This window comes from Mobilibacterium timonense (assembly GCF_900155555.1).
GTDB lineage: Bacteria > Bacillota > Clostridia > Peptostreptococcales > Anaerovoracaceae > Allobaileyella > Allobaileyella timonense.
In genome coordinates this window covers 358,358-372,204 of the sequence record NZ_FUHN01000007.1, presented here as the reverse complement: position 1 = coordinate 372,204, position 13,847 = coordinate 358,358, and the positions used below count along the sequence as shown (strand labels likewise).

Annotated in this window: 11 protein-coding genes; 8 read left to right on the top strand and 3 right to left on the bottom strand. The window is 51.2% G+C overall.

Annotated elements, in window-relative coordinates; translation table 11 throughout:
* Positions 1 to 263 precede the first annotated feature (263 nt).
* Positions 264 to 749 carry an IS200/IS605 family transposase gene (gene tnpA / locus BQ7382_RS04735; RefSeq protein WP_077390623.1) on the top strand — a complete coding sequence of 162 codons (486 nt, stop codon included), beginning with the start codon at positions 264 to 266 and terminating at the stop codon, positions 747 to 749.
* Between the two features lie 116 nt (positions 750 to 865).
* Here tnpA and BQ7382_RS04730 read toward each other — a convergent pair whose 3' ends face one another.
* Genes BQ7382_RS04730 through trkA form a run of 3 tightly spaced genes read right to left on the bottom strand, consistent with a single transcriptional unit; the run spans position 866 to position 5,272 of the window.
* Positions 866 to 2,380: a TrkH family potassium uptake protein gene (locus BQ7382_RS04730; RefSeq protein WP_077390964.1), complete on the bottom strand. Its 1,515-nt coding sequence runs from the start codon at positions 2,378 to 2,380 to the stop codon at positions 866 to 868.
* Between the two features lie 15 nt (positions 2,381 to 2,395).
* On the bottom strand, positions 2,396 to 3,862 hold the full coding sequence (locus BQ7382_RS04725; RefSeq protein WP_235847946.1) for a TrkH family potassium uptake protein: 1,467 nt from the start codon (positions 3,860 to 3,862) through the stop codon (positions 2,396 to 2,398).
* A 12-nt stretch (positions 3,863 to 3,874) separates the two neighbouring features.
* The gene (gene trkA / locus BQ7382_RS04720; RefSeq protein ID WP_235847945.1) at positions 3,875 to 5,272 is read right to left on the bottom strand and encodes a Trk system potassium transporter TrkA; all 1,398 of its coding nucleotides are present in this window, start codon (positions 5,270 to 5,272) and stop codon (positions 3,875 to 3,877) included.
* A gap of 321 nt (positions 5,273 to 5,593) precedes the next feature.
* Between trkA and BQ7382_RS04715 the strand changes: the two genes are divergently transcribed.
* The 7 genes from BQ7382_RS04715 to hslU all read left to right on the top strand — a co-directional run bounded on the left by BQ7382_RS04715 (position 5,594) and on the right by hslU (position 13,841).
* Positions 5,594 to 6,451, top strand: a complete 858-nt coding sequence (locus tag BQ7382_RS04715; protein WP_159437226.1) for an HAD family hydrolase — start codon at positions 5,594 to 5,596, stop codon at positions 6,449 to 6,451.
* 174 nt (positions 6,452 to 6,625) lie between these two features.
* A complete protein-coding gene (locus BQ7382_RS04710; protein WP_077391226.1) occupies positions 6,626 to 6,946 on the top strand; it encodes a YraN family protein in 321 nt (106 codons plus the stop codon).
* Between the two features lie 9 nt (positions 6,947 to 6,955).
* Positions 6,956 to 8,491, top strand: coding sequence for a YifB family Mg chelatase-like AAA ATPase (locus BQ7382_RS04705; protein ID WP_077390962.1), 1,536 nt, complete (start codon positions 6,956 to 6,958; stop codon positions 8,489 to 8,491).
* A 14-nt stretch (positions 8,492 to 8,505) separates the two neighbouring features.
* Positions 8,506 to 9,381, top strand: a complete 876-nt coding sequence (dprA, locus tag BQ7382_RS04700) for a DNA-processing protein DprA (protein ID WP_159437225.1) — start codon at positions 8,506 to 8,508, stop codon at positions 9,379 to 9,381.
* Positions 9,382 to 9,500: 119 nt separating this feature from the next.
* On the top strand, positions 9,501 to 11,675 hold the full coding sequence (gene topA / locus BQ7382_RS04695; RefSeq protein ID WP_077390960.1) for a type I DNA topoisomerase: 2,175 nt from the start codon (positions 9,501 to 9,503) through the stop codon (positions 11,673 to 11,675).
* Between the two features lie 152 nt (positions 11,676 to 11,827).
* The gene (gene hslV, locus BQ7382_RS04690; protein ID WP_077390959.1) at positions 11,828 to 12,367 is read left to right on the top strand and encodes an ATP-dependent protease subunit HslV; all 540 of its coding nucleotides are present in this window, start codon (positions 11,828 to 11,830) and stop codon (positions 12,365 to 12,367) included.
* A gap of 31 nt (positions 12,368 to 12,398) precedes the next feature.
* On the top strand, positions 12,399 to 13,841 hold the full coding sequence (hslU, locus tag BQ7382_RS04685; RefSeq protein WP_077390958.1) for an ATP-dependent protease ATPase subunit HslU: 1,443 nt from the start codon (positions 12,399 to 12,401) through the stop codon (positions 13,839 to 13,841).
* Positions 13,842 to 13,847: the final 6 nt, after the last annotated feature.

Here is a 13,847-nt window from a genome sequence, read left to right as displayed (position 1 = left end):
AAGCGCCCTTAGGCGCAGCCGGAAAATAGAGATGCGGTTGGCAGTCTATTTCGGTGCGTCTTAAGACGCCTGCAAGTAACAGGCCCTTTTAGGGCAAGGACAAACCACCAGTTCAACTGGTGGTTATGATTANTGATCTTTAGTGTAAAAAAACCACCGGCTAAGCCGGTGGAGTAAGAAGCTTTAGCTTCAAGAAAAAACCTCCTGTGATATCATGAATGAGGCTTCCAACCGCACTCATGTAACAAAGGAGGAATAAATCGATGGGTAATATTACCAAAACCGACATCAATAGTTTAACACATTCGAAGTGGCGGTGTCAGTATCACGTAGTGTTTGCGCCGAAGTACAGGAGACAAATTATCTACGGAAAAATAAAAGAGGATATTGGCAAGATACTTAGGCAGTTGTGTGATCAGAAAGGCATAGAAATAATAGAAGCGGAGTTGTGCCCTGATCATGTACACATGCTGATATCAATTCCGCCAAAATACAGCGTATCGCAAGTGATGGGATATCTGAAGGGAAAAAGCTCACTGATGATATTCGACAGACATGCGAATATGAAATATCGGTATGGGAACAGGCATTTCTGGTGCCGTGGCTATTATGTCGATACAGTTGGCAGAAACAAAAAGGCAATCGCAGAATACATACGAAACCAACTGCAAGAAGATATCGCAAATGATCAATTAACATTGAAGGAGTACATAGACCCGTTCACGGGTAGCAAGAATACGAAGGCATAATAAAAAGCGCCCTTAGGCGCAGCCGGAAAATAGAGATGCGGTTGGCAGTCTATTTCGGTGCGTCTTAAGACGCCTGCAAGTAACAGGCCCTTTTAGGGCAAGGACAAACCACCAGTTCAACTGGTGGTTATGATTATCCAGAAGCTCTTGAAAAGGACCATGAGCACCGGGTAAATTTCTATCCTTCCAGCGATCATGAGGATCACGATCACGACCTTAGAGAGCGGCATCAGATCCTGAAACAGCTGTGTCCCGTTGCCTAAATTCGACATCACCGTGCCGTTGGTGGTCATCATCGACGTTGAAATATCGAAGCACTGTTCGATGCTCAGCGTATCAAGGGACAGCAGCAGGGCACCAAAGAGAATGAAGATCAGGAACAGAACCATGTACATGGAATACCTGATCACCACCGCACTGTCCAGGGGTTTTCCGTTGATCTTAACCGGTTTTACCGCATTAGGATGGACGTGCTGGTAAATGCCGAGCCTGATGGATTTTGACACTGCAACCAGCCTCGAGACCTTGATGCCTCCTCCGGTGGATACCGCGCATGCTCCGATCATGGAGATCAGAAGCAGGACCGTTGTAGTGAGAGGAGTCCAGTGAAGGTGATCCGATGTTATGAAGCCCGATGTGGAGCTGAAGGATACAGAGGCCATAATGGAATCTGCGATCATCTTCATGATGCTTTCAGCCTTTTGCGCAGGGGAATCCCCCAGGCTGCCGGGTCCGATGGCATTTATCCGCGCCCAGATCTGGGAAGTGGAGATCACTGCTGTTGAGATCAGAAGGATCTTCAGGAAAAAGTTGAGTTCGTTGTTCTTACAGGCTCTCTTTATGCCGCGAAGTGCGGCAATGTAGATGAGTGCCACGTTAAGCGATCCAAGGAGGTTCAGAATCGTGATCACGGTCTTTATGCCCCAGTTGAATCCCACTGAACTATCGACTGAAAACATCGGGAGACCGGAGGTGCTGATGCTGCAGAGGGCAGTTGTGAGGGCATCGAATTTTCCCATGCCAAACACCATCAGCAGGACGAATCCGGCCAGAGTCACAGAGAAGTACACTGTCATCAGCTTGAAGTAAACGCCTCTGTAAGTAGCGGACTCCTTCAGCATGGAAAGGCTCGGGATCTCAGCGGAGAACAACTTTCTTCCCGTTACAAGAAGGGAAGGGGTCAGCGACATGGTGAGCATCACGCACAGAAGTCCTCCGATCCAGCTGCAGAGGCAGCGCCAGAGCTGCAGGCAGAGCGGCATGGAAGAAAAAGGTATCACCGAAAGACCCGTTGTACAGAACCCCGCGCAAGATTCCACTATAGAGTCGATCAGCGAATAATTATCACCGGCTCCGTAAAAAGGGAGCATCCCTATGAATATCAGCACCAGCCACGTGATCAGGATCGCAGCATATCTTGCTCTCGTGACCGGAGGCTCTGCCGGATTCGCGAAGAACTTAGCCACGAGCCTGCCGATGGTGATGGTGATCACAGAGATCGTGAATAGTATCAGTGAACTCTTTGTCTCGTTGTAGTACAGTCCAACGAAGGATGCCGGCAGCATTGTTATGCCGCATACCCTGATGGCTGTAGATACCACATTGATTATAAATCTATTACTGTTAGTCATTCCTCAAATCGATCCTCAAGCCATGTTAGAATCCCAGAAGTGTCTGGAGAACAGTATCATGAACGTATTCAGCTCCAGTCTTCCCGCTATCATGGTGAGGGCGAGAACGAAGGTGCTGAAGTTGGAATACCCGCTGAAATTTCTGGTAGGTCCGACTCCCGCAAGTCCGGGACCTACATTGCTCATGCAGGACAGGCTGGCCGTGAAGTTTGTGAGGGGATCGAATCCATCCACAGCGATCACTGCTGTGATCCCGAAGACCATGATGATGAAGAAACATGTAAATGTCACCATAAGTCTGAGATCCTTCGCTTCGAGCTTCTGTCCGTTGAGGCGGACGTCGTTGAAGATCTGTCCGTGTATCCGGACCTTCACGTCTCTCTTGATCATGCGGAAAACAGAGAGGACCCTTACGATCTTGATCCCTCCTGCTGTGGAGGAGCTGCAGGCGCCTGTGAACATAAGAAAGATCAGAATGATCTTGCAGAATGCCGGCCAGAGATCGAAGTCACAGGTAGCGAAACCAGTGGTGGACACGATCGTTGAGACCTGGAATGCTCCGTCTGTCAGGGCTCGCCAGAGGCTGTGGTAGCCGCCCCTTATCATGAGATCAGCGGTAACAAGTACAGTCGCTATTGCCACGTATCTCCTGTAAAAAATGAATTCATCGTCATCGAAGGCTTTGCGAATGCCCAGGGGCCTTATCCCGTAGAAGAGGTTGAAATTTGTCCCTGCGATAAACATGAATATGGTGACGACCCATGTGACATAGTCGCTGTGAAAATGAGCTATACTGTCCGCGTATCCGCCGAATCCACCAGTCGCCATCGTGGCGAATGTATGGGTGATGGAATCAAATAAGCTCACACCTCCCAGCATGAGCAGGACAGTCATCAATATGGTGAAAAAGATATAGAGCTCGTAGAGCTTTTTTGCGGTTCCTGAAAAGCGTGATGTGAGCTTCGTTGCGATCGGCCCGGGGGTCTCGGCATTTGCAATGTTCTGTGCGTTGATGCCGAAATTCGGAAGAAACGCCATCACAAAAACGATTATTCCCATTCCGCCCAGCCACTGTGTCTGTGCCCTCCAGAAGAGGAGGGACTTTGGTACGACCTCCACGTTCTGGAGGATCGTGGCGCCGGTGGTGGAATAACCAGAGCACATTTCAAAAAAGGCATCAATATAGTTTGGTATGCATCCCTGTATGACAAACGGGATAGCGGAGATAGACGAGGCGATGAGCCACGCCAGAGAGACGACGAAATAGCTGTAACGCAGTTTCAGTCTCTCCTCGGAGATAGCGTTCTTGTTCCTTATCAGCAGTATGATGATCCCCGGGATCAGTGCAACACTGATCCCATACAGAAAAGCCCTGACACATGAGTGCTCACCGTAGATCAATGCAACAATAAGCGGGATGATCATCATGATGCCGAGAAATACCAGAAAGATCCCGAAAAAGCCCGAAATTCTCTTAAGCATTTTTCCTCCTGCCTACCCGAAAAGCTTCAGATGAGAGTTGGGCTTGAACAGCTTCTCCACATATCCGATGTTGGACAGCTTGCAAACGATGATGACTCTGTCCCTCGGCTGTATGCGGGTGTTTCCGTCAGGAATGATGGTCTCGTTTCCTCTGTTGATAGCTGCCAGTATGATGTAATCAGGCAGGTTAAGGTTCTTCAGAGGTATGTTTATCATGTTCATGCCCTCACAGGCTGATACCTCCATGAGCTCCGCCTGTCCCTGGAGGAGAAGGGAAGAGATGACCCTCTTGTCTCCTCTTATCCGGTTGAGGATCGAGCTTGCCGTGATGTCCAGAGGGTTCAGCACCACGTCGATGTTGAGCTTTTCTATCAGGCTCATGTAGCTGTCGTGGCTGACCTTGGAAATAACGTCTTCTATTCCGTGGTTCTTTGCGGTGAGAGAGAGAAGGAGATTCTCCTCGTCGTATCCCGTCGCGGTAACAAAGGCGTCCATATCGTCGATATTCTCTTCCTCGAGAAGCTTCATGTCGGCTCCGTCACCGTTGAGGACCATCACGTCCGTCAGCTTGTTCGTAAGATAATGACACCTCTCCTTGCTCTGCTCTATGATCTTTACGAAGCACCCGTATTCGGACAGCTGGCGGGCGAGGTAATATCCGGTCTTTCCTCCGCCGATGATCATGACCTTGTTTATATCAGACTTTTTCATGTGGGCCTGATATTTTTCTCCAAGTTCCACGATCTCGTGGCGCTCTCCGGCAAGATACAGGAGATCTTCCGACTCGATGATGTCCTGCCCGTGAGGAATGATGAATTTTCCTTTTCTTGAGATGCCTACGATAAGGGTGTTGGGCATGACCGTGCGGAACTCTGCGAGGTTCTTGCCTATAAGCTGAGGCTTTTTCCTGGCCTCGATCTCGATGAGCCCTATCCTGTGGCTGGTGAAGATACCGTTGCTCAGGGTGTATTTTTCTACGAGGTAGCGGTAGATCTCCGAGGATATGAGAAAGTCCGGGTTGACCATCATGTCGATGTGGTAGTGCTCCCGGATGAAATCAAGCTGATTCATGTATTCAGGGGCCCTGACACGGGCAGCCACGGTCTTGCATCCCAGAAGCTTGCTGAACGATGCAGAAAGGATGTTGACCTCATCAGATGTAGTGCAGCTGAATATGAAATCGTAGCGGCCGGCATCGATGCTTTTGAGCAGCTCAAGAGACTTCACGTCGCCTGTGACTGTGAAGACGTCCAGGCGCTGCGCTACCTGGAGGAGCTTCTTTTCGTTTATGTCAACGAGAGTGATGTCGTAGTTGCCGTCGAGGAGAGCCGATACGATCCTGATGCCGAGCTTGCCGGCGCCGAAGATAGCAACTCTCACCGTTCTTTCTCTGGAAGAAATGGATAGCATTTTACTGTTCCCCTGAATATCAAATTAATTGCGTAGTGAAGTGTCTCGCCGATCCGTCACGCCTCCCACGAGGTGAGGGGTGAGTGAAAGCGGACTGGTATTGAAAATATATTCGTTATATACTGACCTCTGTACGTGGACCGCACTTGAGCCAACGTCTAGGTATTGTACTACTGTGATTTGTGTTTTTCAATACTGATCTTTCACAAATCGATGACAAAAAAATCCCTTAAAAAACAAGGCTTTCGGGTGCTTTTTTACCGGTGCCCACGGGAGACGTCCGGAGGCCATCATCATATCGGGGACATCAGGAGGAACAGGATGGAAAAGGTGACAGAGAACGGAAGAGATCGGGAGATAAAGATCATAGCCCTGGATTTGGACGGGACCACGCTCTGCGAGGGGAGCCGCCTGTCTGAGGGCAACAGGAAGGCGATAGAGGCGGCCATTGCAATGGGTGTAAACGTCTGCATATCTACGGGGAGATCTTTCACGGCCGTGCCTGATGTGCTGCTGAATGTAAAAGGACTAAGATACGTCATTTCGTCAAATGGCGCTCACGTCACGGATCTTTCTACAGGGGAACAGATCTACAGCAGCTATATCGATCCTGAGGCAGTTGACGAGTCGGTGAAAATAGCCAGGGAAAACGGTCTCACTCTTGAGGCATTCTACGACGACAGGGCATATATCGACAGAGGGCTTTATGACGAGATCAGAGACTTCGGGTGCAGCTTCAGGCCGAGGGATTACGTTCTGAAGACAAGGACTCCGCTGGACGATATTCTTGCATTTATCATCAGCCACCGGGATCAGATGGAAAACATCAATTTCTTCTTTCCCACAGTTGACGACAGGAAGAAGTGGCAGCCGCTCCTGGAATCCATACCGAATGCGACCGTCCTTTCATCTGTTCCTAATAACATAGAGATCGGAGGAAAGAACACCAACAAAAGCGTAGCGCTCAAGTTCATCATGGACCGTCTGGATCTCAGCTATGGTGAGCTCATGTGCATGGGCGATGCTCCGAACGACATACCTATGATCAGGGATGCAGGCATAGGGATCGCCATGGGAAATGCATGGGATCAGGTGAAGGATGCGGCCGACTACGTGACCGACACAAACGAGAGGGACGGAGTGGCAAAGGCCATCGAAAAATTTGTGCTTAAGCGATGACTGACGCATCGCCGCGATACCCGCAGCAGTTGCTGCGGATTTTTTTTACAGAAAAATATCTTTATCCGACGAATAAATGCACAATTTCTCTGGAGTGCTGAAACGGCCTTGCCGTTGTGATATAAGGTTCTCAGGAGTTTTGCATAGAAGGTCAGGAGGAAGTTCGTGGATAAGATGATACTGGGACAGAGAGGGGAGTCTCTGGCGGCGGCAATGCTTGAACAGAAAGGCTACAGGATACTGGAGACGAACTACCGTACCAGGATGGGCGAGATAGACATCGTGGCGGATATGGAGGGAGTCATCCATTTTGTTGAGGTGAAGACCAGGAGCTCCGGGAGTTACGGTCATCCTGAGGAGGCTGTGGGGAGGTCCAAGGCGGTCCATATCAGGAGAGCCGCACAGCTTTACCTGATGGAACACGGTCTGGATGAAAGGGAGATATCTTTTGACGTTATGGCCGTGGAGATCAGGCACATAACAGAGTGTTTCTAGGAGGATAGGATGATCTGTCACGTAAACACAGGGGTATGCGACGGTATACAGGGAAAACTGGTGGTGGTGGAGACAGATGTGACAAGGGGACTTCCCAACTTTACCATAGTCGGACATCCGTCTCAGATAGTCAGTGAATCGAAGGAGCGGATCCGGGCCGCGGTCAGCAACTCCGGATTCATGTATCCGAGAAACAGAGTTGTAGTAAACATGTGGCCTGCGGAGCTGAGAAAGACGGGGAGCCACCTGGACCTTCCCATCGCAATGGGGATACTTGGGGCAGGCTCCTGTGTCGATACCGAGATCATGGAAAAAGTCGGGATGCTGGGAGAGCTTTCCCTGGACGGAAGCACCACCAGGGTGGATGGGGTCCTTCCGATAGTGATGTGCCTAAGGGAGCAGGGGATCAGGACCATTTTCGTGCCGGATGAAAATTACTGGGAGGCGGTGCAAGGCGGAAGGCAGGGGATCATACCGGTGAGGAGCCTGAGGGAGTGCTTTGCCGTGCTTCAGGAAATGAGCAACGGGGAGAAGCCGGATATATGCATCCCTGAAAAAAGAAATATTTCTCTGGCGGGCCAGAGCGAGAAGGAGATAAGCTTTGACGATGTGCGAGGGCAGTCGCTGATAAAGCGCGGCATGGCCATCGCGGCGGCAGGAAGGCACGGCATTCTCATGGTCGGGAGTCCGGGATGCGGAAAGACCATGCTGGCCAGAAGACTAAGGACCATTCTGCCGCCGATGACCAGAAAGGAAATGCTGGAGACCACGATGATATATTCCGCAGCGGGTCTGCTTGGGGAGACTTCTGCGGTGACACAGAGACCGTACAGGAGTCCGCACTCTACCATAGGAAGGGCAGGGCTCCTGGGAGGCGGGGCTTACCCGGTCCCCGGAGAGATATCCCTGGCTCACAACGGAGTGCTTTTCCTGGATGAGCTTCCGGAGTTCAGCCCCGGGATAATAGACGGGCTTCGGACTCCCGCAGAAGACCTGGAGATCACACACTTCCGTCAGGGGAGAGCGTACAGGTTCCCCAGCGATTTCATGCTCGTGTGTGCCGCGAACCCGTGCAAATGCGGTTACCTCGGGGATAAAACAAGAGAGTGCACGTGCAGCCAGGCGGATATAGAGAGGTATCAGAAAAGACTGAGCGGGGCGATGCTGGACAGGATAGATATCCATGTCAGGATGGAGCGGGTGGAATACAGTCAGTTCAGCCGAGGGCTGGTTGATATAGAGCAGGGGATAAGTTCGGAGGAGATGAAGCGATGGGTGGACACGGCGGGAAGGTTCAGGATCGATGCCGGGAGAAACAGACCTCCGGGCAGGATGGATGACGACGACCTTCTGGGAGCCGCGGAGATGGACGACGAGACCGATAAACTTTTCCATAAGGCCTTCGATTCTCTGGCCCTCACACCGAGGACAGGCATGAAGGTACTGCGCATTGCGAGGACCATAGCGGATATGGATGAAAGCCGTGAGATCAGGTTTCAGCACCTGTCTGAGGCGTTGATATACAGGCCGTCAGAGGTGTTTTGAGAATGGGGGAGAATATGAAAATAATAAGATTGGACCGGGATTCCCCTGACTTTCCGGTTTCCCTGCTGGAGATACCGAGGGCGCCAAAAAGGCTTTACTGCGTTGGTGACATATCGCTGCTTTCCGGTCGCTGCGCGGCGGTGGTGGGCTCCAGACGCCATACCATATACGGAAAACAAGTCGCTATGATGATCGGCCGGATGCTCGCCGAAAACGGAATAACCGTGGTCTCCGGGATGGCGAAAGGAATAGACTCCTTTGCTCACCAGGGGGCGTTGATGCCGGAAAACGGAAAGACGATAGCCGTCCTCGGAACTGCCATAGGCAAGGCATATCCGGCTTCCAATCAGAAGCTCATGGATGAGATAGAGAAACGGGGACTGGTGATAAGTGAATACCCTCCGGATTTTCCAGGGAGCAGCTATGGCTTTCCGGCGAGGAACAGGATAATAAGCGGGCTGAGCCAGGTGACCATAGTCGTGGAGGCAGGCCTGAACAGCGGATCACTGATAACCGCTCAGATAGCAGGGGAACAGGGCAGGACGGTATATGCTGTTCCGGGGAACATCAACAGTCAGTTCAGTATTGGTACGAATCTCCTCATAAGAGACGGAGCATCGCCTCTTGTGGTCATAGAGGATGTCGTCAGAGAGATGGGTGTCGAGCCTTCGGGCATTGTTGGAACAGATGACGAAAGCCTTGAAAGCTCAATGGGAGAGGACGAGGTCGCGATATACAGGCTGGTTCGTGGAGAGCAGGGGCTGACTCCGGATCAGATCGGGAGCCGCTCCGGACTGCCGGTGTCAAAAGTCAACGGAATACTCACTGTATTGGAGATAAAAGGGGCAATAACCACATCCTCGGGAAGAATTTTTTTGGGCCATATCTGATCATTTCCTTGAAAAATCACAAATTTCATCGTATTATCTGTAACTATGCAGGTCATGGAGATCGAAACGCAAGATATATTATAGTAGAAAGAATTTTGATAGAAGGAATTTTACCGCATATGGCAGATAAAACCGCAACATCAGGCAGCCGCACTACAAAGGCTGCCGGGACAAAGACTACGGCTAAGAAGACCGGGAAGACGACGAAGACCGCCAGGAAAAAAACACTTCTGGTGGTGGAGTCTCCTTCCAAGGCGAAGATAATAGGAAAGTATCTCGGCTCCAGCTACAAGGTCATAGCGTCGGTTGGCCACGTCAGAGACCTGCCGAAGAGCAGGCTCGGAGTTGAGGTGGACAACGATTTTGAACCGGAGTACATCAACATCCGCGGCAAGAGCGACACGATCAAGGCGATCAAGAAAGAGGGCAAGGCAGCGTCCCGTATCCTTCTGGCAACGGACCCGGACCGCGAGGGAGAGGCCATAGCCTGGCACCTGGCGTACATCCTGGACATAGATCCGGCCTCTGAATGCAGGGTGACATTCAACGAGATCAACAAGGAGGCCGTGAAGGAGGCTTTAAAGCATCCGCGGCCTATCGACATGGGACTTGTAGACGCCCAGCAGGCCAGGAGGGTACTGGACCGGCTGGTAGGATATCAGATCAGCCCTCTGCTCTGGAAAAAGGTCCGCAGGGGACTTTCAGCGGGGCGCGTCCAGTCTGCTGCTCTTAAGATACTATGTGACAGAGAGACCGAGATACAGAACTTCATTCCTGAAGAATACTGGAACATATATTCGGACTTCACCGAGGGCTTTAAGGCACAGCTGTCCAGGATAGGTGGAAAAAAGGCGGCTGTCGCCACAAAGGATGACGCGGAGGCGATCGCAGCAGAGCTCCACGCTGGAGAATACGAAATAAGCGAGATAAAGCCGGGCCACAGGAGTCCTAAGGCTTATGCGCCGTTCACCACATCCAGCATGCAGCAGGATGCTTCCATCAAGCTGGGATTTCAGACGAGGAAGACCATGCAGGTAGCCCAGCAGCTGTACGAAGGTATCGAGATAAAAGGAAGGGGAGCCAGAGGTCTGGTGACCTACATCCGTACGGATTCTGTGAGGATATCCTCGGCGGCCAGAGCTGCGGCAAAGGACTTTATCGAGGAGAATTACGGGAGCAGATATACATCTGACAATTTCTACAGCAACAAGAAGAAGGACATTCAGGACGCCCACGAGGCCATAAGACCTGCGGACGTGACGCTGACCCCGGAAGAGGCAAAAGGATCCCTTTCCCCGGATCAGTACAAGCTCTACAACCTCATATGGACCCGCTTCGTTGCCTCCCAGATGGCGCCCGCCGAAGTCGAGACCATGGCTGTCAAGGTGAAAAACGGCAGGTTCGAACTGAAGGCAAATGGCTCCAGGCAGGTGTTCGACGGCTGGAGAAAAGTATACAAGACCAGCGCTCAAGGGGAAGAAGCTGACTTGCCAGTGCTTGAACAGGGACAGCAGCTGGGTGAAAAAGAGATAATAAAAGAACAGAAATTCACCCAGCCTCCGGCAAGATATACCGAAGCAGGCCTGGTCAAGGAGATGGAAGAGCAGAACATCGGAAGGCCGAGCACATACGCCGCTATCATCACCACTCTCACTGCCAGAAAATACGTGAAGCGTGAGAAGAAGAGCCTGGTGCCTACCAAGCTGGGCTTTGATGTCATCGGGATCCTCCAGGATTATTTCACCGACATTGTGGACGTGAAGTTCACCGGAGAGATGGAGGATAAGCTCGACGACGTGGAGATGAACAAGGAGGCCTGGAAGCACGTTATCGAAGACTTCTACGGCGGCTTCAGCAAGGAGCTGGAGGTGGCCGAAAAGGAAGTGGAGAGGATACAGCAGGAAGTGGTCCTGAGCGATGAAAAGTGTGAGCTCTGCGGCCGCCCGATGGCCATCAAAGAAGGCCGGTTCGGAAAGTTCATGGCATGCACAGGATATCCTGAGTGCAAGAACACCAAGCCTATCGTCAAGAAGACCGGAGTAAAGTGCCCGGTGTGCGGCAAGGACATAGTGGAGAAGAAGAGCCGCAAGCGCGGAAGGATCTTTTATGGGTGCATGGGGTATCCTGACTGTACTGTCGTTTACTGGGACAAGCCTACGGGGAGGATGTGTCCTGAGTGCGGAGCAATGCTCGTGGAGACGAAGGGCAAGACGAAGCAGATAAAATGCTCTAACCCGGAGTGCAAGTACAAGGAAAAAGCCGGTAAAGATAACGAAGAAGCCGCTGCCGAGTAGATCCTGGCGGCTTCTTCACATTTGCTTGATATCCACTACATTAAGCCACCACTATTTGGTGGGATAGTATCGATGTTTATGATATGCGAAATACACTGGGAGTGACGTCCCGTAGCTCATACGATCCGGAAGGGATCAGAAAGGAAAATACAATGGTACAATTTCACGCGACTACCATCTGCGCAGTAAAGAGGCCAAACGGTGATGTGTGCATCGGAGGAGACGGCCAGGTCACCATGGGTGAAACTACCATCATGAAAAATGGCGCAAAGAAAGTAAAGAAAATATATAACGGCAAGGTGCTCAGCGGGTTTGCCGGATCTGTGGCGGATGCCTTTTCGCTGACGGACAAGTTTGAGAGCAAGCTGGAGGAACACGGAGGAAATCTTAAGAGGGCTGCCGTGGATCTCGCACAGTTCTGGAGGAGCGACAAGGCCACCAGGAGTCTTGAGGCACTAATGATAGTGGTCGACCAGGACGATATGCTGGTAATATCCGGAAACGGAGAGGTCATCGTGCCTGACAAGGACGTGGTGGCCATAGGATCCGGTGGAAACTACGCCTATTCGGCAGCAACGGCACTGTATGAGAACACAGATCTGGACGCAGAGTCCATAGTCAGAAAGTCTCTTGAGATAGCTTCGAATATCTGCGTTTACACGAACGGGAATATCTCTGTAGAGAAATTATAATTAAGACAAAACGATTTCTAAGGAGAGCAAGATGAGTGACAATATCAAGAACATGACTCCGAAGCAGATAGTTGCGGAGCTCGATAAATACATAATAGGTCAGGACGAGGCCAAGAAATCCGTAGCCATCGCCTTGAGGAACAGATACAGAAGGAATAAGCTGAGCGATGAGATGAGGGAGGAGATCACTCCGAAAAACATCCTCATGATGGGTCCTACCGGCGTCGGAAAAACAGAGATCGCAAGGCGCCTGGCAAGGATCATGGATGCCCCGTTCGTGAAGGTGGAGGCTACAAAGTTCACCGAGGTCGGATACGTCGGCAGAGATGTGGATTCCATGGTGAGAGACCTGGTAGAGGCCTCTGTAAGGCTCACGAAGCAGAAAAGGATATCGGAAAAGAGAGAGGTTGCCGAGCAGCAGGCCGAGGAACGCATCGTAGAGGCGTTGATCCCCGACGGAGAGACGTCGCCTGACTCTAAGAAATCATCCAATCCTTTTGACATGATCATGAACGGCGGGGGATACACCAGCCAGAAGGCTCAGTACGAGGCTAAGCAGCAGGAAGAGGCTAAGAAAAACTCTCCTTCCAGAAGCGAGATCGATCTCGCCAGAGAGCAGGTAAAGAGAGACCTGAAGGAAGGAAAGCTGGAGGATACCCTCATAGAGATAGAAGTAGAGGAAGCTCCCAAGACGAACCAGCTGGATATGCAGAACGAGGGTATGGGCATAGCCATCGGAAACATTTTCGGTGACATGATGCCTAAGAAGATGAAGCACAAGAAGGTCACCGTCAGGGAGGCCAGGAAGATCCTCACTGAGGAAGAGGCCAACAAGCTCATCGACATGGACCAGGTGGTTGACGAAGCGCTGGACAACGCAGAGCAGAACGGCATCATTTTCATAGATGAGATCGACAAGATAGCTTCCGGCAGTTCCATGAGTTCGGGCGCAGACGTTTCGAGGGAAGGCGTTCAGAGAGACATCCTCCCTATCGTAGAGGGAAGCGTTGTCAACACGAAGCACGGACCGGTAAAGACCGACCACATGCTTTTCATAGGTGCGGGAGCCTTCCACACGGCAAAGCCTTCCGACCTCATCCCTGAACTCCAGGGAAGATTTCCAATCAACGTTGAGCTCAAGAACCTGGACAAGGAGGACTTCAAGAAGATCCTCACGGTCCCGGAGAACGCTGTTACAAAGCAGCAGAAGGCCCTTCTGGAAACAGAGGGAGTGGAGATCAACTTCACCGACGACGCTATCGACGAGATCGCCAGCATGGCATATCTGATGAACGAGGAAACAGAAAACATAGGTGCCAGAAGACTTCATACTATCCTGGAAGTGCTCCTGGAGGATCTGTCATTCAGGCTTCCTGATCCTGATATCAGCGAAGTCACCATTGACAGAGCCTATGTCCAGGATTGCTTCAAGGAAAAGATAAAGCAGGTAGATGTGGATAAGTACATATTGTAGGAGGCT